Origin of the sequence: Clostridium sp. DL-VIII, from assembly GCF_000230835.1 — a bacterium.
GTDB lineage: Bacteria > Bacillota > Clostridia > Clostridiales > Clostridiaceae > Clostridium.
Window position 1 is genome coordinate 2,338,199 of record NZ_CM001240.1, and the last position, 21,077, is coordinate 2,359,275.

Consider the following 21,077-nt stretch of genomic DNA (forward strand, 5'->3'; position numbering starts at 1 on the left):
AAATAAATTTAAAGGCGATAAACATTGAAAAAATAATGTTTATCGTCATTTTCTCAAGCAACCTTATGAGAATCATCATCTGAACTATCTGTATCAATAGCTACTCCAAGTTTTGCAGATATTATGGTATTTAATTTATTTATTGATGTTGATAGGTTGTCAATTTGTTTTTCTAACCGGATTAACAAATATGCCGCAACAGCTACTGCAAAACCATTATTAACTATTGAATTAACTAATTCATTCAAATCCATAATCTCTCACCTCCTATATAGGGTATATGATGAAAATTAATAAGTCACAATAAGGGAAGATAAATGATTAAATAATATTTATAGATAAAGATTTTATAGTGTTATTGCTGAGAGCCTCCTTTATTAACTATGTAATTGTAATAGTTAGCTATAGCTAGATCAACTATTGTGCTTACATAAGTATTTAAATCAGGATGTATGCTTTTTAATTCATTAATTTTTCTAACAGTAGAAGCCCTAAGCATGTAGGTTCTTTTGGTATCAAGGTACTCACCATTAATAGGTGGTGCCATGCCATTTGCAACTGGAGTCTTTCTGTTATCTGAAATGATTTTATCATTAGATATATCAAAAGTTTTAGTTAAATTTTTAGGTGTAATATTATTCTTAGGTATTTGAGTTTCAGCTATAGAGATAGATCTTTTATTTGTATCAGATGAAGAGAAGGTAGAAGTATTATTCAGGACAGAAGAGTTTTTAGCAGCATCAATTACATTAATATCATCAGCTTCATCATCAAAAGAAAAAGATGATATACAGTTACCAACTGCAATTGGTCCTGAGGTAAAGCCTATTATTTCTTCATTTTCATCTGGAGCAAAATCATTTTTAGGTGGTTGAACTTGTTTTCTTCTAGGCATGCGAGTTCCCCTTTACTAGTATTTTTACTTAGGATATATGCAAAAATGGCACGTATTCTAATATGGTTTACCATAAATATTCTGTACCATATTTATTCTGAAGAATATTGCCATATAAGAATATATATTCTAAGCCATATCACCATAAATATTCTTCAGAATATGCTTATAAAATGCGGCTTGAGAAGATTTTAATATAAAAATATTATTGATTTTTAATGTTATTTTAGAGTCTAAAACATATATCCATAATAGCATCGGATAAATTTTTTTGAGGCTACAAATAAATTATTATTATTGGAGTGTGTATGTCTATGATGAAAGATAAAAAATGAAACCCAACTCGTATTCACTCGCTGGGGAAGTTCGAAGAACCAAATGCAAGATTTGGATTCTCACTTCAAATTAATTCAGAAGATAAAGAAGTGTTTGACAAGAAGCAGATTGCTCTTGCCATTAGGACTTCAACTTTTAATGATGAAATATCCTGTTCATTAATAAACGATGGAATATTAAATAAATGCGAAGGATGTTCTCTCAAATATATTTGTGATGGAATTGATAAAGTAGCTGAGGATTATATTGATAAGACTACAGAAGTTATAAATAACTTTTCCTTTGAGTAAAAAATATAAATTAGATATATTGCAAAGAAAAACCAAGGTTTATGTGACCTTGGTTTTTAAGCATTGACATTTTAATAATTTAAAGAAATATATTCATAAATTTTATTGAAAGTAACTTTCTTTTTTAGGCAGGCAGTAGAGTAACACATATTTTTATAGTACGCATGATCTTGGATAGTATTATTTTTAAAGAATATAAAATCAATGAGTTCTTTTTCCTCTTCAGTCAAATTATTTATGGCCAGCTTTAGATCTTCAGAGTCACATTTATCACAAAATAAATCTTCTAGGCTCATATCCTGAGAAGGTAAGTTTTTTTCAACATCAGCATAAAGACTTAAGGCATCATTACCATTAGTGGAGCTTCTAGTTCTAACATGCTTAATTAAGTCATTTATATTATTCTTTATTGCATTAGTAGCATAAGCAACAAATTTATGCTTCTCCAGATTATATAAAGAAACACACTTAAAAAGGGACTGATAGCACTCGTTTTTTATATCATTTCTATCGTATCCATCTATAAAAGTTCTCTTTGAAATATTAATTACTAAAGGTTTAAATTCACTAGCTAATTTTTCTTTTGATATCATATCTCCATTTTTACATTTGTGAACTAAGCTTTCAATATAATCATAATCCATATAGACCTCCTTAATTTATAAAATAAACTATAGCAGGCATGATAAAAATAACCTCTACATCTAGTATATATGACAAAATTACATATATCTCATATGGAGGTGTATAAAAAATGAGTAATTTTATAATAGCAGTAGGTCATACTGCAAGTGGAAATGTTGGATGTGGAGTAGTTGATAGATTAGATGAAAGCAACTGCACTAGACAGATAGGGGCTTTAGTAGCACAATATTTGCAAGATAAAGGTCAAGGAGTTAATTTACTTAGAATTGATAAGAGTAATAGTTATAACTCCGAAGATTGTTATGAAAGAGCAAATGAAGCTAATGAAATAGCTAAAACAACAAATATTGAGTTATATGTTGAAATTCATATTAACGCAGGGAGAGGTAGTGGTCCAGAAGTATTAGTTACTGGAAAATCAGAAGTTGCTAATCAATATGCAGAAGTAGTTAATGCATTATCAAGTGCTTTAAATTTGCTTAACAGAGGCATAAAAACAAGAAACCTAATTGTTCTTAATGAAACTGTAATGCCAGCAATATTAATTGAGTGTTTATTTGCGGATAGTGATGATGCAGAAGTATATGATCCAGAAGTAATTGCAAGAGCTATTGTTAGTGGATTGGTCGGAGCTGATGATTCTAGAGAAAAGGAATGGATATTTGGATGGAATAGTAATAATATCGGCTGGTGGTATTGCAACAATTTAGAAAATAAAAGCTATTACACTTCAAAAGATGGATGGCAGAAGATTGATGGGGATTGGTATATCTTTGATGAAAATGGATATGCATTACATGATTCCTGGTATCATGATGAAAAGAATAATGTCTGGTATTATCTAGATGAAAATTGCAAGATGGTTAGTGGTAGTAAGGATGAGGTTTTGTGGAAGTGGATTGATAGTGCTTGTTATGCCTTTGATGAAAGTGGGAGGATGTATTGTGATTGCGTTACTCCTGATGGTTGGAGAGTTGGTGAAAATGGCATTTGGATAAGTTAATATACTAATATAAATATTTGAATTTATATAAAATTAAAAAAATTCTACATCGTAATTTAATGAAGAGATTTTTCTAATGCATATCTAAGTATATGTATAACTAACATGTAAGTAGTAAATTTACATGTTAGTATTGATTTGTCGGGAATTCAAATTCTCAAAGAGATAACTAGATAATAAAAATGGAACAAACAGCAGGAATATTGGAAAATAATTAATATTGCCATACATTGAAACTTATTGATATTTTCATATTATTGAATTATATAAAACATATGATATATTATTATATAATAATAAAAATAATGATATGAGGATAAGTGTATATGGATTTTGAAGAGATTGTAGAAAAGCAGAATATTATACCATGCAAGATTGAAGAAAAAAGCAAAATGTATCAAGATTTATGGAATATTAAAAACAATTGGACGGGAAGGGTAGATGCTAATATTGCAAATACATTTATTGAAGAATCAGTACAGCTAATAGAAAATGCTATTTCGATTTTTGAAATGGGCTATTTTGATTGTGCGTATTATTCATTAAGACAAGCATTAGAAATATCTACGACTATGGTTTTTTTGGTTGATATAGAAGATGATAAACGAATTGAAAAATTGGATGATTGGAAAAAGGAAAGACATTTTCCTATGGATGGAAAAATGAAAAAGTACTTAACTACTCATGGTAGGACATTTTCAGATATGAAAATTAAGATGAAGAAGTATTTTGATGAAATTGACAGACAACGTAAATCACTTAATAAATATGTACACAAGCAGGGTTATCAATATTTTTATGTTTCGCGAATAAATTCGATTCACAAAGATAAATTAATTGAGTCTCTTAAAAATAGTTTTATTAGTAATGTAAAATTCTGCATTGGTGTTGTTGCAGTAATGAGATTGGCTGTTGATCCATTTCCAATTCTTTTAATGGACGAAGAAATATATTATAGAACAAATGATACTATTACATATGGGTATACGGAAGATTTTGTTAAAGAATATATTAGTATTGATACTATCAAACAATATAAAACCACTGAGATATATCAAGAGTTTTATGAACAGATACTGAGACGAGAACCCAAAAGTGAGGCTGTGGCAGATGTTGTTAAAAATCAATACATTGATATAACAAAAGTTAATGAGATTATGCTGCAAAGCAACTTGATGGGAGTTGTTGATTTTATAGCAGTTTCTATAGTGTCAATAATTCCTTCAATATCAAAAGTATATTGCTATGGGGGGATGCTTTGGTATTTTACAGATATTAAAACCAATAGAAAAAAAATGAATTGGAGTACTAGTGATTTTAAGAGATTTAGTGAATCAACTAAAAAATTCAACTTGGCTTATGATGAAGTTTATATATCGTGTGTAAAGATTAATGATGAAACATATTTTATAGAACATAATGATCTTATTAGTAATGAAGAAAAGGAAAAAATTCAGAAATTGGAATTTATATTAAATAGTGTTGTTCAGGAGATGGAGAAGTCTTATGAAACATGAATAACAAAATTACAAATTCGTTAAATCACTTATTTCTGGAATCAAAGAACAAATGAATCAGGCAACAGTTTTGAGAAACTACTACTCTAAGTTTATTTAAAGTTTAAATAAATTAGAGTAAAGGTAAGCAAAATAAGTATATATATAATCTAAACATATTTAATTACACTTTTTTCACAAAAGTAATAAATTGAGAGAAATTAATAAGTCGAGACTAAGTGAGAACAAATAATTGATTCTTGCGTTTTATTTTTTGTAAATTATATAGAAACTCAACGTGAAATTTTTATTAGTTTGATGAGGTTTTATTTCAAAAATGAAAAAATTAATTATAAATTTAAATAATGAATTTTATACAATACTATTAAAAATTGATCTAATAGGTACTATCAATATCTATCTAAAACTGGTGTGGGAAAATAGAAAAAACACCAACAATTTAGAAGTCTAAATGCTGATGTTTACTAAAATGGTGACCCATACGGGAATCGAACCCATGATTTCACCGTGAGAGGGTGGCGTCTTAACCGCTTGACCAATGGGCCATACAACATGTATTATTGTACTATCCTTTACCCAATATGTCAACAATTTTTATGAATAAAATTTTTCTCTTTGCAATAATACATATTTTTAGAGGGGTCCAGTACGCTTAAAAGCCATTAAATATGTCATTATTAGCTGGTAAACCACGCTTTGTTTAGAAGTTTTATACCTTCAATAATATCATTTTCGAGCATTCCACCAAATCCAAGAAGAACCATATTATTAGAATAATTCTCTTTTTTTATCCAGAAAAAAGAAACAGGATATACCTTAACACCATGATCTTTAGCTTTATTAATTAACTCTTCTTCAGTCAATCCATTATTCACTTGTAATAATATATGTAAACCAGCATTTTTAACATAAATAGAAACATTATGGCCCATTAAGTTTTGAATTGTTTGAATTAGAATATCATGTTTTCTTTTATTTATAAGATATATTTTATGTAAATGTCTCTCAAAGTGACCCAGATGCATAAATTGCTGCATTATTTTTTGATGAATCAATGGCACTGGAGTTTGATACATTTTAAAATGACGATAATATCTTTCTAACCATTGCTTAGGCAAAACCATATAATTCATGCGTAAACTAGGAGAGAAGCATTTTGAAAAAGTACCTATATATATAACGGAGTCATTTGAGTCAATACTTTGCATTGAAGGTATAGGTTTGGAATTATATCTGAACTCGCTATCATAATCATCTTCAATAATAATCCCATTTTTTCGCTTTGCCCAATCTAGCAGTTTTAATCTTTTAGCAATTGGTATTACTACCCCTGTAGGAAACTGATGAGATGGTGTTGTGTAGACTATCCTTGCTTTCGTAGTCTCTAATTCATTAACATTAATCCCGTCATCCTCTAAACTAATAGGAATAGCTTTGTAACCATTATTAATAAAAATGTCTTTTGCACCACTATAGCCAGGGTCTTCTACAGCTATCTCATCAAAAGATCCTCTGAAAAGCTGGGATAATAGACTAAGGCAATATTCTGAACCTGATGAAATAATTATTTGTGATGGAGTACAGGAGACACCTCTTGAGGCTTTTAAATAATTCATTATTTCTTTTTGTAGGTCAATTTCTCCTGTGCTTGAACTATATGATGTCATATCTTCAGAATTTACTGTTGATAAGCATTTATTTGAAACTCTCTTCCATATACGCAAAGGAAAATCCTCAGAACTTAATTTCCCATATTCAAAATTATATTTATAGTCGTACCCGTCACCAGAGTAAGGATTATAATCGCTAAGGTTAATGTTATTGTCAATTATATTGGATTTAGAAAAATCAGATGTTCTAATATCTATTTTTTCTTGCTTTAATATTGTAGGAGTGTCTAATTTTTGAGCAATAAATCCGCTTCCAGCTTTACTTTTTATATATCCCTCTGAGGAAAGCTGCATATAAGCATTTTCTACGGTATTTCTACTAACATTTAATGAAGTTGATAACTTTCTTGTTGAAGGGAGTTTTTGTCCTTCTGAAATTTCACCAGAAATTATTTGTTCTTTTAACTGCTTGTAAATTTGTAAATATAATGGGGCTTCTAAATTTATATCTAATACAATCATTTGTAAAAAACCTCCTCGTAAACTGTATCCTATAAAATAATACAAACTGGCACTTTTTATAAAGACAGTTTGATTGTATAATTACCTTAGTAGAAAGTCAATACTATTAGAAATGGACTTTTTATAATGATAAACAAATAAATTTGTAGAATTATATGAGGAGGAATATAAATGATAAACGAAAAATTACTTGAAGTTATTTCACATGAAGGGGTAGTAGCAATTGTATCTTGGAACAAGGAAGAGGCTCACGTAGTTAATACTTGGCATTCATATCTTAATGTAACTGAAGATGGTAGATTATTAATACCAGCAGCAGGAATGAGAAGAACACAAAAAAATGTAGAAGGAAATAACAGAGTTAAAGTTACCTTAGGTAGTAAAGAAGTGATGGGTTACAAATATATGGGAACAGGATTCTTGATTGAAGGAACAGCAAAATTTGTTGAGTCTGGATCAGACTTTGAAATGATGAAAGATAAATTCCCATTCTTAAGCAGAGTTTTAGAAATAACAGTCGTATCTGCGAAACAAACAATTTAGTTATTTAGAATTGAAGCGGAATTTTTATTAAGACTACAAAATGATTATATTTTGTAGTCTTAATAAAATATTACATGGGTATTTAATGGACAAATCATAATTTTCTAAATATTTAAAAAACACACTTGTTTTTCAGCGAAAATCTGTTAAACTATTATATAGTTAGTAATTTAAAAGAGGTGTATATTGACATTAATATACTCATCGCTCCTCTTGTATGACCAAAAAGTCATATAAAATTACGACTCCTTTTTAATATTTTGTGGGATATCCATTGAAATTTAACTGGAAACAGCTGGTTTTAATGGATATTATTTTTTTACTTAATAAATAATATATAACTACAAATATTGCTTTAAATTGGAAGGTTGGTTATAATTATGTTATACAATATGATGCGAAATTTATAAATAGTATATGCTATTTGGCGATATGAATGCATTATATGGAAATAAGATTGTGGAGATGATTTAATGAAATCTATTTTGATAATGGGCGGAACCACATTTGTAAGCAGATGCCTAGCGAAATATCTTATTGATCAGGGGTATGATGTAGATATACTAACCAGAGGATTAAAAACAATAGATTATGGTGGATATAAAAATCATTTAATTTGTGATAGAAAGTCTAAAAATGAATTGCAAAAAGTATTAAATGGGAGACAATATGAATTTATTTTTGATATATCTGCATATAAAAAAGAGGATGTAGAGATTTTACTAGCTTCAATTGATAGAAGCAGTTTGAAAAAATATATTTTCTGCTCTTCAGGAGCAGTATATACAGAAACTAATGATTTTGCTAATGAATCTTTTGAAAGAGGAGATAATCCTAATTGGGGAAATTATGGTACTGATAAGAAAGAGGCAGAGGATTTTATAGTAACTAGTAAAATTCCATATATTATATTTAGACCAACTTATATATATGGGGAAAATAATAATTTATATAGAGAAGCATACTTTTTTGATAGAATTAAAGAAAGCAAGGTTATCCCAATGCCTTATGGAAATAATACTGTAACTCAATTTATACATATTGAAGATTTGGTTAAGGTTTTTGAGAGTGTGATGTTTAATGAAAAAATCTGCAGGATTTATAATGTTACGAATTCAGATATTGTTTCTTTTGAAGAATTAATATTAATGTGTGGTAAAGTTTTAAAGATAGATCCAATAATAAAGAAAATAGATACTCAGAAAATTAAAGTAAATACTAGAACGTACTTTCCTTTTAGAGATGTAACTTATTTGTTAAATACAGAAAGATTGATTAACGATGATTTACACAATCCAACTATCTCATTGGAAGAGGGATTAAGAAAAACTTATAAGTGGTACAGCAGTAATAAGCACAATTTAGCAGATGCTAAAATGGATAAGATAAATGAAATGGTTCAATGTTAGAAAGTTATATAAATTATAAATATTAGGCACATGAAATAAAATAACCATTCTAATATGTTAGCAAATTGAATTGTTATTTTTTGATTTTGCATCAATAAAAAAGAGAGCATACAAAGTGTTTTGCTCTCTTTTTGTCTTAATGAAGATTAATCTTCAAGCCATTCTAAAACAGCAGGATTTGCACATGCTGAAGTCTTAGCATCTACTTTTGTTACAAAAATAATATCTCCTTTATTGGCTACTGAGCTAACTTCTGTAAATATTTCTTCAGCAGAAGAATCAGTTTTTACAAAAAAGCCTTCTGGCAGGAATTGAGCCCACGTACCTAAGGATTTTATTTTACCTACTATATTAACATCTCCATGAACATGTTCATGAGAATGTTCTTCATTGCAGCCACAGTTTTCATCGTGATCATGGCTATGTCCGTGAGTATCGCTTATAAAATATGTAATCATATATACAGACATAATTTTTCTCCTTCTTTAAGTTATATTATATTTAGCTTTTCATTTTAAATTATACAGCAATAATGGCGAATGTAAATTGTATTTTGAATTTTAGCTATAAACCATGAAAATTGTATAACTAATAGAATAGTGTAAATGCCATGAAGAAAATTATACATAAATTTATTTATGAAAATAAATTTTAATTTAATGCATAAATTCTAGAAACAAAACTTTACATAAAGCATATAATATATTAAAACAAAGAATAAATGGTAAAAAGTTCATATGAACTAGTAATTAAGAAAAATAAAAGAATTATTGATTAAATTTAAGTAAACAAACTAGATTAATTTGTACATGTGAAAGTTTAAGCAGCTAAAAAGTAATTGCATGGAAAAAGCCGTATTGATTTATAAATATCGCTTTTAAAATAATTTTGTTAGGGCTCTACTTGAACTTTCACTTTTTATTATATTTTTTAAAGGGGGAAAATAAATGGATTTTACCAAATATATAACACAGCATGCTCTAGTTTTGATTCCTGCTCTATACATAATAGGAATGATAATAAAAAATACTGAAAAGATAAAAGATAAATATATTCCTGTTATATTGCTAATACTCGGAATTGCAGGGACAATTGGAATTATGGGTTTTAGTGTAGATTCCATAGTTCAGGGAGTACTGGTAACAGGAGCAGCAGTTTACACAAATCAATTAATCAAACAAACTGGTAAAATTGAATGAAAAAGCTAGTATAGCTAGAAGGCAAATTGAAATTTATTCTAGCTAATTGCAGAATATATAAATATAATTTTCAGCTGAGTAATGGGTTTATTGCAAATAAAATTAGTGATAAACCTTTTTTATGTTGAATAAAGTACTATACTCTTATATAATTTATAGCATGATATAAATAGTTTTAGGTTTGTATAAGTTATACTTGTATGATTAAAAGGGAAAGTGGTGAAAATCTACTACAGCCCCCGCTACTGTAATGGAAGACCAATCTTAGAGTATCCACTGAGAAGCTATAGTATTCTTGGGAAGGAAAAGATTTTAGCACATTTTATTTATAACAACAGATCAATATAGTATTATATTTTCAGGTATTCATAATCTTGATAGCTGTCTGATAGACTAATTATGAAGTGATTGTAATTCCTTGTCTTATAAAAATATACAATAGCATTTTGAAGTTGTTATTTTCTTACATGTGCTTTGGGATGAGGCCAAAGTCAGGAGACCTGCCTAAAAGTAATTTTAGTCTGCCTTTCGGAGGGAGAGGAAATGACAAATGTTAGAATGCTGCTTTAAAAATTGCAAATTCTTATAGTTTGTTATGTGAATCTCTTTATCAAAACGGTAATGAGGTTTTTTTATTTTGGAAATTTTATAATAAGATTATGAAATTACGTAATTGGTTATAAAAATAGTTATGGAGGAATGCAGCAATGAAAAAAGCTATTTTAGTGGTTAGTTTCGGAACTAGTCATTTGGATGCACTTAAAAAGTCAATTGAAAAAATAGAAGATAAAATTAGAAATGAGTTTAAGGAATATGAAGTCTTTAGAGCATTTACGGCTCATTTTATAATAAAAAAGTTAAAGGAAAGAGATAATTTAGATATATTAACGCCAGAAGAAGCTTTATACGAACTTAAAAGTAAGGGATTTGAAGAAGTTATAGTTCAACCATTACATATAATTCCAGGTGAAGAATTTGATTATATAAAAGGTATTGTTGAAAAGGTAAAAGATAATTTTCAAACTATTAGGCTTGGACGACCTATATTTTTCTATCAGGGAATGAACGGACTTCCAGAGGATTATTCTTTGTTTATTGAGAGCATCAAAGAGGTATTAGAGGGCGAAGAAAGTGTAATATTATTTGGACATGGTACGGAGCATCCTTCTAATGCAGTTTATGGAATGCTTCAAACTGTTTTAATTGATGAAGATTATGAAAATGTATTTGTAGCAACTGTAGAAGGTTATCCAACAGTAAAGAATGTATTAAAAAAGTTAAAAAGTAAGGGGATAACAAAAACTAAGCTAGTTCCGCTTTTACTTGTTGCAGGGGATCATGCTAAAAATGATATGGCATCGGATGAAGATGATTCATTAAAGAGCATACTTCAAAAGGAAGGAATTGAGGTTAAACTTCATATGCATGGCCTTGGTGAAATAGATAAATTCGACGGATTATATATAAATAGGATTTATGATTCAATTGAAGGAAGATATTTAAATGCAGGAAGAACAAAGAAATTATAAATGAAAAGGGGTGTTAATTACAATGGAGAATGTAAATATAAAAGAAATGGAAAGTGAAGAGGTATTTAGTATATCAATAGTAGTAGATAAACCTATTCTAGTAGGTCAAGATGATGTTGTCGGAAGACGTCAGCTTATACCAATATTATCTGGTGAAGTAAAAGGTGAAGGATTTAATGGAGAAGTTCTACCTGGAGGCATCGATAGCCAAATTATTAGACCAGATGGAAAGTGTGAACTTTCAGCAAGATATGCAATTAAATTAGAAGATGGTGCAGCAATTTATATTGAAAACAATGGAATGCGTACAGTTCCACCTGAATACGTTGAAGCTGTTAAGACAGGAAAATTTGTTGATCCTAGTGTATATTATTTTCGTACAATACCAACTTTTGAAACATACGATGAAAAATATAAATGGATGATGGATAATATATTTGTATGTTATGCTACTAGATTACCAGAAAATGTTTTATTGAAGTTTTATAAAGTTTTGTAATTTTAATATAAGCTTATAAATAAAAAAGCTTAGAAAGGAAAACATTATGAAATCCATAATAATATCATCAAATTGTAGTGGCGGAGGAAAAACTACTTTTACTCTTGGTCTTATGAAGGCACTTAAAAGCAGAAATATAGATGTTCAAGGTTATAAGGTTGGTCCAGATTACATAGATCCAGCTTTTCATAAAGAGGTAACAGGAAAAGCTTCAAGAAATCTTGATGCATTTCTAATGGGCGAGGATGGAATAATAGAGAGCTATCTCAAGGGAAATGGAGAGATGGGTGTAATTGAAGGCGTAATGGGATTATACGATGGAGTCGGGGTAAGTGAAAAAGCTTCAACTTATGAAGTGTCAAAAGTTCTGGGAAATATGCCAATTATCCTAGTATTGTCGCCTAAGGGACAAAGTGCTAGCATATGTGCTGAAATTAATGGTTTTAAAAATTATAGAAATGCCAATATTGCAGGGATAGTATTAAATTCTGTCAGTGATAAATACTATAATTTGCTAAAGTATGCAATAGAAGAAAATTGCAATGTTAAAGTTTTTGGATATATGCCTAAAAATAAGGATATAGCTCTTAGCAGCAGGCATTTAGGATTAGTTCAGAGCATGGAAATACTCAATCTTCATGAAAAATTGAATATATGCGAGGAATTAATTGAAAAGTATGTAGATGTAGATGCTATTATAAATGAAATGGGAGAGTTTAAAGGAGAAGATTTAGTTAATCCAATCAGAAAACTTAACTGTAAGAGTAATTTAGAAAATAGGACAATTAAAAGGTTAAGAATTGGAGTTGCATTAGATAAAGCATTTAGCTTTTATTATAAAGATAACTTTGAGCTATTAGAAAACTTTGGAGATGTAATTTATTTTAGTCCAATTAATGATAAAACTTTACCGTCTGACTTGGATTTCTTATATATAGGAGGAGGATATCCAGAAGTATTTAAGAAGGAGTTAGAAGAAAATTATTCTATGCGAAATAGTATAAAAAAAGCTTTAGAAAATGGATTGAGATGTTATGCAGAGTGCGGCGGTCTTATGTATTTAACAAGATCAATAGATGGAGCACAAATGGTAGGTTTTTTTGATGGAGAAAGCACTATGACAAATAAGCTTCAGAACTTTGGTTATTGTAAAATAAAAATAGATAAAAAATGTTTTAATAGAGAATTAGATGAAAGTATGAGTCTTGAAGTAAATGCTCATGAATTTCATAAATCACAAGTAGACATAAATATGGAAAACGTATATGAAGTAGAAAAGACATTATATAACGGAGAGATTATTAAATGGAAATGTGGGTATTTTAAGAAAAATACATTAGCAGGATATGCTCATATAAATTTCCTGGGAAATAAAGAATTATTTAAGGAGATAATCTCTGGATTAAGATAGTAAAGCAGTAAAAAAATATTTTTATTACAACTATATAAAATTTGCATGTAGGGAGGGCATTTTATGGATTATTTAAAAAATCCTATGGGCATTGAAGAAAAGAGTTTTGAGATTATAGGTAAGGAAATGGGACCTCATTCATTTACAGATGAAGAATTACTTATCGTTAAGAGAACCATTCATACTACGGCTGATTTTGAATATAAAGATTTGGTGGAAATAAGTGAGACTGCAATTGAAACTGCAAAAAATATTTTTAGAAAAGGTGCTAAAATCTATACTGATACCAATATGGCTTTAAACGGAATTAATAAAATGGCTTTAGATAAAACAAATAGTGAAGTAATTTGCTATGTTAATGAAGAAGTCGTACATAAGGAAGCTAAGGAAAAGAACATAACTAGAAGTATGGCAGCAGTTGAAAAAGCATGTAGTGATGATGTTGACATTTTTGTTTTTGGCAATGCACCAACTGCACTTTTCAGATTAAAGGAATTAATTAAAGAAGGAAAAGCAAATCCAAAATTAATAATAGCAGTTCCAGTAGGATTTGTTGGAGCTGCAGAAAGCAAAGAAAATATGGATGAACTTAATATTCCATACATAAGAGTCAAAGGAAGAAAAGGCGGAAGTACTGTTGCGGCAGCGATAATTAATGCTTTAATGTATATGGTAGTTGAAAGATAATTAGTGGGGGTGGTCTCTATGTTTGAAATGTATGTTGAAACTAACGGACAGAGATTGAGATGCGGATATACAACAGGTTCTTGCAGTGCAGGGGCTGCGAAGGCTGCAGCTATGATATTATTTAATAAGGCGGATATGCTGAAAGAAATTGAAATTATGTCTTCAAAAGGAATCAATATACAAATGCCTATAAAAGATATAGTAAAAAAAGATGACTATGTGGAATGTACTATTGTTAAAGATGGCGGAGATGATCCAGACAATACTCATGGAATTGATATAAAGGCAAAGGTTAGAAAGATTGATTATGAGATGGAAGAAGATGCGGTTATTCTTAAAGGAGGAATAGGGGTTGGGATTGTGACCAAAGATGGACTATTTATACCAAAGGGAGAACCTGCGATTAATCCAGTGCCAAGGGTCATGATAAAAGAGGAAGTTATGAAGGTTTTGCCAGAAGGAGAGAGAGTTGAAGTTACAATTTCAGTACCACAGGGAGCAGAAGTAGCTAAAAAAACTTTTAATCCAAGACTTGGCATTGAAGGAGGAATTTCGATTCTTGGTACAACAGGAATAGTATACCCAATGTCAGAAGAAGCCCTTAAAGCATCAATAAATTTAGAAATTAAGCAAAAAGCATTAAATAATGAAAGACTGGTATTAACTTTTGGAAATTTAGGCGATAATTATTGTAGGAGCCTTGGTTTTAAAGAAGAAGAAATTGTCAGCTGTTCAAATTTTATAGGATATGCATTAGAAAGTTGTGTTTTAGCTAATGTTAAATCCATCGTTATGGTTGGACATATAGGAAAGATGACCAAAATAGCCTACGGATGTTTTAATACTCATAGTAAGGTAAATGGAGTAAGGCTTGAAGTAATTGCCCTAGAGCTTGCCCTTCTTGGATATGATATTTCCCTTGTTCAAAAGGTACTGGAAGAGAAGACCTGTGAGGGGGCAGTAAAGATGCTTGGAAAAGGATATGATAAGCTTTATGAAAATATCGGTAATAAAATAGTTCAAAAAATGAGTGAATATGTTTATGGTCAACTGAAGGTTGAAGCGGTTATGTATTATGGAGCAGTAAATCCAGTCCTTCTTTGGAAATCAGGAGGGATAGTGTAAAAATGGTTTATATTGTAGGTCTTGGACCTGGACATAAAGATTATATTATGCCTAAGGCACTTGAAATAATGAATGAATCTGATATTATAATAGGGTTCAAAAGAGCAATAGATTCTTTAGAATTTATAAATAATGATAAATTATACATAAGTAAATTAAGTGATATTGATGAGGTTATATTTAGTGAAAAATATAATAGTGTTTCAATTGTTGCATCAGGAGATCCAACTTTTTATGGAATAACTAATTATATAAAAGGAAAATATCATTCTAAAATTGAGGTAATACCGGGAATAAGCTCTTTTCAATATTTAACCTGCAAATTGAATATGCCATGGAATGAGGCATATTTAGGAAGTCTTCATGGAAGAAAACAAGAGTTTTTAAATATTGTTAAAAAGCATAAATTAAGTATTTGGCTTACAGATAAAGAAAATAACCCGACTGTATTATGCAAAATTTTATCTGAGGCAGAAGTAAAATGTAAAGTTATTATTGGAGAAAATTTATCCTATGAGGATGAGAGAATAAATGAAGGGAATCCAATAGAATTTTTAAATAAAGATTATAGTGCATTAAGTATTTTCATTGTTAATAGAGGGTAGAGAAAGTTAGTTTATAAGTTTGTAAATTAAAGGAGGTGGCTTCATGTCTTTTATAAAGGATGAAGAATTTATTAGAGGGAAATGTCCAATGACAAAAGAAGAGGTAAGAATACTTTCAATTGCAAAATTGAACATAAGAGATGATTCTTTAGTTCTAGATGTAGGGAGTGGGACTGGGAGCATTACGGTTCAAGCGGCTAAAGTCGCAAAAAATGGTAAAGTTCTTGCAATAGAAAAAGATGAAGAGGCTTATAAAGTCACGCAGAGTAACGTTGAAAAGTTTCAATGTAATAATATCAAGATTATGAAAAGTGAAGCAGAGAAAGTATTAGATTCATTAATTTACGAAGACTTGAAATTTGATTCCATATTCATTGGTGGAAATGGAGGGCATTTGGAGGAGATATTACTTAAAGCAAATGCTGTTTTAAAAAAGAGTGGGACGATAGTTATGAATTTTATCACTTTGGATAATGCATATAGAGCAATTGAAGTCATAAAGAACTTAAATTATAAGTTTGAAGTTTCACTAGTTAATATAAGTAAAAATCGTGAAAATACTTTGATGATGATTGCGCATAATCCAATATATATAATTCAATGTATAAGAAATTAAAGTACAATGCTTAGAAACATAACTGTAATTTATATGATTTGAGTAACGGTAACTAATAATTATTTAATAAAATATAAATAGACATAGAATGGTTACTTAGGAAGAGAGGAATTAAATTAATGGCGATATTATATGGGATAGGTGTAGGACCTGGAGATGCAGAACTTCTAACAGTGAAAGCGGTTAAAGCACTTGAAAAGTGTCAGGTTGTGGTTGCACCTTCAGCAGAAGAAGATGGAGAAAGTATTGCACTTGAGACAGCTAAGGAATATATAAAATCAGGTACAGAAGTAGTTATAAAACATTTTCCAATGGGAAAAAAAGATAGAGTAATAAAAGCATTAGAAGCCTATGAATTTATAGAAGCAAGGCTTAGAGAAGGAAAAAATGTTGCATTCTTAACAATTGGAGATCCTTATGTTTATAGCACATATAGTCATATGTTGAAGCATGTTAGAGATTGTGGTTTTGAAGTTCAGACAATTCCGGGGATAACATCTTTTTGCGCAGCAGCAAGTTTAGTAAACAGGACTTTAGTAGTTGGAAATGAACGCTTAGTAGTTATGCCGGCTGCAAAAGTGAAAGAAATAACAGATGAAAAATATGTTGTAATAATGAAAGTATATAAGCATGAAGAAGAAGTACTGGACATTTTAGAAGAAAAGGGCTTTGATTATGTTTATGCAAGCAGAGTAGGAAGAGAAGGGGAAACTGTTCTAACGGACAGGGAGGAAATACTGAAACTTAGAGACTATATGTCGTTAATTATAGCAAACAGAGACTAAAACAATGCTCAATTAACAGTTTACGGGAAAATCTTTTGGAGATTCTTTAAAATATATTTTAGAAATTGCGGAGCAATTTCATCAATAACTGTAAACTGTGCATTGTAAACTGAAAGAAGAAGGGGAGTTGGAAAAATGATTTATTTTATAGGTGCAGGTCCTGGAGCAGTGGACTTAATAACTGTTAGAGGACGTGATTTATTAGAAAGAGCAGATGTTGTAGTTTATGCAGGTTCATTGGTATCTAAGGAGCATTTAGAATACTGTAGGCCAGATGCGCAAATTTATAATTCTGCAAATATGACATTAGAAGATGTAATGGAAATAATGACAATGGAAGAGCAAATGGGAAAATTAGTTGTCAGGTTACATACAGGAGATCCATCAATTTATGGAGCTATAAGGGAGCAGATGGTTGAGCTTGACAGAGTAAGCATACCTTATGAAGTTGTGCCAGGTGTTAGTTCATTTACAGGAGCAGCAGCTGCAATAAATAGAGAATTTACTTTGCCGGGAGTATCTCAAACTGTTATTTTAACAAGGGTTGAAGGCAGAACGCCTGTCCCATCCAATGAAGATCTTGAAAAATTAGCGTCTATTGGAGCATCAATGGCGATTTTCTTATCTATATCAATGATCGACAAGGTTGTTGAAAAATTAAAAAATGGATATAAGAAGAATGTGCCTATAGCCGTAGTTGAGAGAGCAACATGGCCTGATGAAAGAATAATAATGGGTCATCTAGATGATATAGCGGATAAGGTTAAAGAAAATAATATTACAAAGTGTGCTCAAATATTGGTTGGAGATTTTATTGATAGTGAATTTGAGAAAAGTTTGCTATATGATAAGAGTTTTTCACATATGTTTAGGGAAGCTGAGACTTCAGATAATGAATGAAGAAAAAGCTTTTAATATAAGCATAATTTGCCCGTCTCCAAGTGGAAAGAAAATAGCATTAAAGCTTCAAGAAAACTTAAATGCAAGACTTTATATAAAAGAGAAAAATAATGATTTACTAAGGCACAGCAGTAACTTTGAATCAGAGATTAAGAATAAAACAGATGATAATAGGAAGAACACGTATATATATGGCGAGGATTTTAAGTTAAGTAATGTTACAAAGGAAGCTATGAGTAATTCAGAAGGAATTATTTTCATATCCTCAACAGGAATTGCAGTAAGAGCAATTGCACCTTTTTTGAAGGGGAAGGCTGAGGACCCAGGGGTTGTTGTAGTAGATTTATCTGGGAAGTATGCGATAAATATTTTAAGCGGTCATATTGGTGGAGGGAATGAACTTACTCTTAAAGTAAGTGAAATTCTAAATTCTATGCCAATTATAACTACAGCAAGTGATAATATTGGTTTAACTGCACCAGATATAATAGCAAAAGAAAATAATTTGATAATAGAAGATTTGAAAAAAGCGAAATATATATCATCATTACTTGTTGATAAAAATGTAATTGGAGTAAAAGATGATTATAACTGTGTTAAGTTTAATGATGGGTATGAAAAAGTAGAAAAGTTAAGAGAGGATTGTATCTGGATAACTCATAATTTACAAGACATTTCAGCTAAAGAGGTGAATTATTCTAAGGTATTAAGACTTATAAAAAGAGATTTGGTACTTGGAATTGGCTGTAAAAAAGGTACACCGTATAACGAATTAAATAAATTTATTTGTAGTAGTTTAATTGACTTTAATTTAGATGTAAAGGCGGTTGCAGCGATAGCTTCAATAGATATAAAAGCAAATGAAGAAGGAATTGTTAAATTAGCACAAAAATTAAACTGCCCTTTTAAAACTTTCAATAGAGAAAAGATAAAAACTGTAGAGGATAATTACGATAAAAGTGAATTTGTATTTAAGACTCTTGGAGTGACAGGAGTTTGTGAGCCATGTGTGGAGCTTGCAGGAGCTAAGGTTATTATAAGTAAGATAAAGCATAATGGAATGACCTTAGCTATAGGGGTATTAGAAGGCTCTATAATTACGTAATGGATTTTTAGTCAGAATATGACTGAATAAGAAAAGATGTGCTATAATGTGAGTATACTTAATATAAATTTAGTTAATATATTCATAATTTTAGGGGGAAGGAATTTATGACCATTTTAGATTTGCTAAGTAGGATGAACACAGGAAATAATTCAATGGAAAAGGCACTAGAAATAATTAAAGATGATTTTATAAGCTTAATAAATGATAATTATGAATTAGTGGTTAATGAGAAGAAAGAATTAAATGTGAAGATTCCTAGTTTAGAAAAGAGAGATGAATATGTGTATGACAGCATAACTGAATATCCATATCCATTAGTGATGTGCATGAGGATTCAAGAAGTGAAAAATGTTGAAGTATATAATTTAATATTATCAAGGTTTATGGAATTTTATAAGGACAAGCTTGATTTGTTTTTAAAAGATGTAAATTCAGTTGATAAATTAAAGGAAAATATAGTGAGAACTAAGAGGCATATAGATAATACTACTTATGCATCAATATTTGTAGGGGTTATTGGTGCAATAATATTATGTGTCTTTAAACTGTCTGAAACAGCTAGGTATATGTCAATATTAGGGATTATATTGTTTTTTATTTTGGCGTTAATATTGCAGGTCACAAAAGAAAATCAAGTTAAAAAAGTTATAGATGCATATTTAAGTATAATAAAAACAGAATGGTATAAAAAAGAATTATATAAACAATATGCGTTTTTCTGCAATTTCATAGAGCAAGATTAAACTTATCAGTAATTTCTGGTTTAGTGATCTTATTTAAGTTTAAAAAATTAAATATTAAAAATGTACTACAAGAATATATCCTCACAATGTTAATTATCATTGTTGAGGATTTTTATTTTATATGAATATTAATCATAAAGAATCAAATACTACAAAAGTAGAAATTATATTATTTAGGGAGGTGCTATTTATGTTTGAACATAAAAAACAATTATTAAGAGATGTAAAAGTAGAAAGAATAAATCCACAGTATGCTGTATTAATGCAGGAGCAATTAGGTGGAGGCAATGGAGAGCTTAAGGCAGCAATGCAATATATTTCTCAAAGTTTTAGAGTAAAGGATCCCGAAATAAAGGACTTATTTCTAGATATTGGTGCAGAAGAACTTAGCCATATGGAAATGGTAGCGCAAACAATTAATTTGTTAAATGGACATGAAGTTGATAACAGAAAAGTCGAAAATGGTGAAATTGAAACTCATGTATTAGCAGGATTATCACCTGTATTAATTAATTCATCAGGAGAACCATGGACAGCTAATTATGTGACTGTTACTGGTGATTTAGTTGCAGATTTGTTATCAAATATAGCTTCGGAGCAGAGAGCTAAGGTTGTATATGAATATTTATACCGCCAAATTCAAGATAAAGAAGTAAGAGCAACAATCGATTTTCTACTTAATAGAGAAGAAGCACATAATGCATTATTTAGAGAAGCGTTAAATAAAGTGCAAAATACCGGTTCAAATAAAGATTTTGGTGTTACAAACGATTCTAAGCTTTATTTTGATTTGTCTACACCTGGACCTTCACATAAGTCACCAAGCCCAACTCCAGCAAGCTTTGAATCTCCTAATAAGGAAAATGATAGAGTATTAGTACATAAGTAATTTATTTAAAAATAGCATCTGTAAGTTTACAGGTGCTTATTTATTTATTTAAATATGTCTCTTTTATCATTTGCAGGGAAATTGAAAAGAATGGATGAATTTTATAAATATAGGTGTAAAAATATAGGAGCTTAACATATATGAGGATTGTTGGTATTTAGTAAAAGTGCTATAATTATGTTATATTAGGGGAAGATAAAGGGGGAAAGGT

Annotated in this window: 23 protein-coding genes, 1 tRNA gene and 1 riboswitch; of the genes, 18 read left to right on the forward strand and 6 right to left on the reverse strand. The window is 29.8% G+C overall.

Annotated features, from left to right (window positions below; translation table 11 throughout):
* Window positions 1-53: 53 nt before the first annotated feature.
* Both CDLVIII_RS10665 and CDLVIII_RS10670 read right to left on the reverse strand, forming a co-directional pair.
* A complete protein-coding gene (locus CDLVIII_RS10665) occupies window positions 54-254 on the reverse strand; it encodes a YvrJ family protein (protein ID WP_009169461.1) in 201 nt (66 codons plus the stop codon).
* A 101-nt stretch (window positions 255-355) separates the two neighbouring features.
* The gene (locus CDLVIII_RS10670) at window positions 356-895 is read right to left on the reverse strand and encodes a hypothetical protein (RefSeq protein ID WP_009169462.1); all 540 of its coding nucleotides are present in this window, start codon (window positions 893-895) and stop codon (window positions 356-358) included.
* 425 nt (window positions 896-1,320) lie between these two features.
* Here CDLVIII_RS10670 and CDLVIII_RS10675 point away from each other — a divergent pair, with 425 nt between their 5' ends.
* Window positions 1,321-1,521 (forward strand): hypothetical protein, encoded by a 201-nt coding sequence (locus tag CDLVIII_RS10675; RefSeq protein ID WP_242835885.1) that lies wholly within the window; start codon window positions 1,321-1,323, stop codon window positions 1,519-1,521.
* 71 nt (window positions 1,522-1,592) lie between these two features.
* Here the strand turns inward: CDLVIII_RS10675 and CDLVIII_RS10680 are convergent, their stop codons facing one another.
* Window positions 1,593-2,165: a sigma-70 family RNA polymerase sigma factor gene (locus CDLVIII_RS10680; protein WP_009169463.1), complete on the reverse strand. Its 573-nt coding sequence runs from the start codon at window positions 2,163-2,165 to the stop codon at window positions 1,593-1,595.
* A gap of 110 nt (window positions 2,166-2,275) precedes the next feature.
* Between CDLVIII_RS10680 and CDLVIII_RS10685 the strand changes: the two genes are divergently transcribed.
* Entirely contained in the window at window positions 2,276-3,169 is an 894-nt protein-coding gene (locus tag CDLVIII_RS10685) for an N-acetylmuramoyl-L-alanine amidase (RefSeq protein ID WP_009169464.1), read from the forward strand.
* Window positions 3,170-3,495: 326 nt separating this feature from the next.
* Window positions 3,496-4,686, forward strand: coding sequence for a teicoplanin resistance protein VanZ (locus CDLVIII_RS10690; protein ID WP_009169465.1), 1,191 nt, complete (start codon window positions 3,496-3,498; stop codon window positions 4,684-4,686).
* A gap of 470 nt (window positions 4,687-5,156) precedes the next feature.
* Here CDLVIII_RS10690 and CDLVIII_RS10695 read toward each other — a convergent pair.
* A tRNA-Glu gene (locus CDLVIII_RS10695) sits at window positions 5,157-5,231 on the reverse strand.
* 132 nt (window positions 5,232-5,363) lie between these two features.
* Window positions 5,364-6,818: a PLP-dependent aminotransferase family protein gene (locus CDLVIII_RS10700; protein WP_009169466.1), complete on the reverse strand. Its 1,455-nt coding sequence runs from the start codon at window positions 6,816-6,818 to the stop codon at window positions 5,364-5,366.
* A 171-nt stretch (window positions 6,819-6,989) separates the two neighbouring features.
* On the opposite strand from CDLVIII_RS10700, the gene CDLVIII_RS10705 reads away from it, so the two are divergent.
* A complete protein-coding gene (locus CDLVIII_RS10705) occupies window positions 6,990-7,361 on the forward strand; it encodes a pyridoxamine 5'-phosphate oxidase family protein (protein ID WP_009169467.1) in 372 nt (123 codons plus the stop codon).
* A 473-nt stretch (window positions 7,362-7,834) separates the two neighbouring features.
* The gene (locus tag CDLVIII_RS10710) at window positions 7,835-8,770 is read left to right on the forward strand and encodes an NAD-dependent epimerase/dehydratase family protein (RefSeq protein WP_009169468.1); all 936 of its coding nucleotides are present in this window, start codon (window positions 7,835-7,837) and stop codon (window positions 8,768-8,770) included.
* A gap of 146 nt (window positions 8,771-8,916) precedes the next feature.
* On the opposite strand, the gene CDLVIII_RS10715 is transcribed toward CDLVIII_RS10710, so the two are convergent.
* On the reverse strand, window positions 8,917-9,240 hold the full coding sequence (locus tag CDLVIII_RS10715) for a hypothetical protein (protein ID WP_009169469.1): 324 nt from the start codon (window positions 9,238-9,240) through the stop codon (window positions 8,917-8,919).
* Window positions 9,241-9,717: 477 nt separating this feature from the next.
* On the opposite strand from CDLVIII_RS10715, the gene CDLVIII_RS10720 reads away from it, so the two are divergent.
* The 13 genes from CDLVIII_RS10720 to CDLVIII_RS10780 all read left to right on the forward strand — a co-directional run bounded on the left by CDLVIII_RS10720 (window position 9,718) and on the right by CDLVIII_RS10780 (window position 20,866).
* The gene (locus CDLVIII_RS10720; RefSeq protein ID WP_009169470.1) at window positions 9,718-9,969 is read left to right on the forward strand and encodes a phage holin family protein; all 252 of its coding nucleotides are present in this window, start codon (window positions 9,718-9,720) and stop codon (window positions 9,967-9,969) included.
* A gap of 160 nt (window positions 9,970-10,129) precedes the next feature.
* Window positions 10,130-10,492: riboswitch (cobalamin riboswitch) on the forward strand.
* A gap of 184 nt (window positions 10,493-10,676) precedes the next feature.
* Window positions 10,677-11,498 (forward strand): sirohydrochlorin cobaltochelatase, encoded by an 822-nt coding sequence (locus CDLVIII_RS10725; protein WP_009169471.1) that lies wholly within the window; start codon window positions 10,677-10,679, stop codon window positions 11,496-11,498.
* A 22-nt stretch (window positions 11,499-11,520) separates the two neighbouring features.
* Window positions 11,521-11,997, forward strand: coding sequence for a DUF3237 domain-containing protein (locus tag CDLVIII_RS10730; RefSeq protein ID WP_009169472.1), 477 nt, complete (start codon window positions 11,521-11,523; stop codon window positions 11,995-11,997).
* Between the two features lie 46 nt (window positions 11,998-12,043).
* A complete protein-coding gene (locus CDLVIII_RS10735) occupies window positions 12,044-13,408 on the forward strand; it encodes a cobyrinate a,c-diamide synthase (protein WP_009169473.1) in 1,365 nt (454 codons plus the stop codon).
* Window positions 13,409-13,471: 63 nt separating this feature from the next.
* The gene (locus CDLVIII_RS10740) at window positions 13,472-14,095 is read left to right on the forward strand and encodes a precorrin-8X methylmutase (protein ID WP_009169474.1); all 624 of its coding nucleotides are present in this window, start codon (window positions 13,472-13,474) and stop codon (window positions 14,093-14,095) included.
* Between the two features lie 18 nt (window positions 14,096-14,113).
* Window positions 14,114-15,220, forward strand: coding sequence for a cobalt-precorrin-5B (C(1))-methyltransferase CbiD (cbiD, locus tag CDLVIII_RS10745; protein WP_009169475.1), 1,107 nt, complete (start codon window positions 14,114-14,116; stop codon window positions 15,218-15,220).
* A 2-nt stretch (window positions 15,221-15,222) separates the two neighbouring features.
* On the forward strand, window positions 15,223-15,825 hold the full coding sequence (gene cbiE / locus CDLVIII_RS10750) for a precorrin-6y C5,15-methyltransferase (decarboxylating) subunit CbiE (protein WP_009169476.1): 603 nt from the start codon (window positions 15,223-15,225) through the stop codon (window positions 15,823-15,825).
* A gap of 43 nt (window positions 15,826-15,868) precedes the next feature.
* Window positions 15,869-16,441: a precorrin-6Y C5,15-methyltransferase (decarboxylating) subunit CbiT gene (gene cbiT, locus CDLVIII_RS10755; protein ID WP_009169477.1), complete on the forward strand. Its 573-nt coding sequence runs from the start codon at window positions 15,869-15,871 to the stop codon at window positions 16,439-16,441.
* Between the two features lie 119 nt (window positions 16,442-16,560).
* Window positions 16,561-17,226 (forward strand): cobalt-factor II C(20)-methyltransferase, encoded by a 666-nt coding sequence (locus tag CDLVIII_RS10760; protein WP_009169478.1) that lies wholly within the window; start codon window positions 16,561-16,563, stop codon window positions 17,224-17,226.
* Between the two features lie 135 nt (window positions 17,227-17,361).
* Complete coding sequence (cobM, locus tag CDLVIII_RS10765; RefSeq protein WP_009169479.1) at window positions 17,362-18,126, forward strand: precorrin-4 C(11)-methyltransferase; 765 nt, start codon at window positions 17,362-17,364, stop codon at window positions 18,124-18,126.
* On the forward strand, window positions 18,119-19,231 hold the full coding sequence (gene cbiG, locus CDLVIII_RS10770; RefSeq protein WP_009169480.1) for a cobalt-precorrin 5A hydrolase: 1,113 nt from the start codon (window positions 18,119-18,121) through the stop codon (window positions 19,229-19,231). The genes cobM and cbiG overlap by 8 nt, the downstream gene beginning before the upstream one ends.
* Window positions 19,232-19,338: 107 nt before the next feature.
* Window positions 19,339-19,977, forward strand: coding sequence for a hypothetical protein (locus tag CDLVIII_RS10775; protein ID WP_009169481.1), 639 nt, complete (start codon window positions 19,339-19,341; stop codon window positions 19,975-19,977).
* Between the two features lie 190 nt (window positions 19,978-20,167).
* Window positions 20,168-20,866: a manganese catalase family protein gene (locus CDLVIII_RS10780; RefSeq protein ID WP_035301733.1), complete on the forward strand. Its 699-nt coding sequence runs from the start codon at window positions 20,168-20,170 to the stop codon at window positions 20,864-20,866.
* The last annotated feature ends 211 nt before the right edge of the window (window positions 20,867-21,077 follow it).